This is a genomic window from Achromobacter sp. GbtcB20, assembly GCF_019091095.1.
Lineage (GTDB): Bacteria > Pseudomonadota > Gammaproteobacteria > Burkholderiales > Burkholderiaceae_B > Achromobacter > Achromobacter mucicolens.
Map to the genome: position 1 here is coordinate 1 of NZ_JAGXJZ010000274.1, position 403 is coordinate 403.

Annotated in this window: 2 protein-coding genes; both read right to left on the reverse strand. The window is 57.6% G+C overall.

The genetic code is table 11. The features are described from left to right. On the reverse strand, nt 1-220 hold a 220-nt coding region (locus tag KVT32_RS28950), incomplete at its 3' end, for a signal peptidase II (protein ID WP_217619295.1). Nucleotides 221-223: 3 nt separating this feature from the next. Next, a partial coding sequence (locus tag KVT32_RS28955) for a hypothetical protein (protein ID WP_217619296.1) occupies nt 224-403 on the reverse strand: 180 nt, incomplete at its 5' end.

Sequence of the window (403 nt, forward strand, 5' to 3'; positions counted from 1 at the left end):
TCGCCAGAAAAAACCACCGCTGCCAGCCGCCCGCGCCAGCAAGGAAGCTGAACGCCGCGCCGGGATTGAGAGCGTGAACTAGGTTGAAGAATGACGCCACCTCGTGCGACCAACCCAAGGGAGTTGTCGCGTCAATGTAGCTCTTAGCTGCCTGATCGCCGGCGAATATAACGATCGCGAGTGAGTACCACTGCGTCTTGCGAAGAGATGGTTCATCCATTGTTCATGCCGCCTTGAACTTCAGGAGGCGCAGCCCATTGACGACAACCAAAAGTCTTGCCCCCATGTCAGCGAACACAGCCAACCACATGGAGGCATGCCCTGTGAACGTCAACGCAAGGAACACCGCCTTGATGCCAAGGGCCAGAACGATGTTCTGCGTGAGGATCGCCGCAGTGCTACG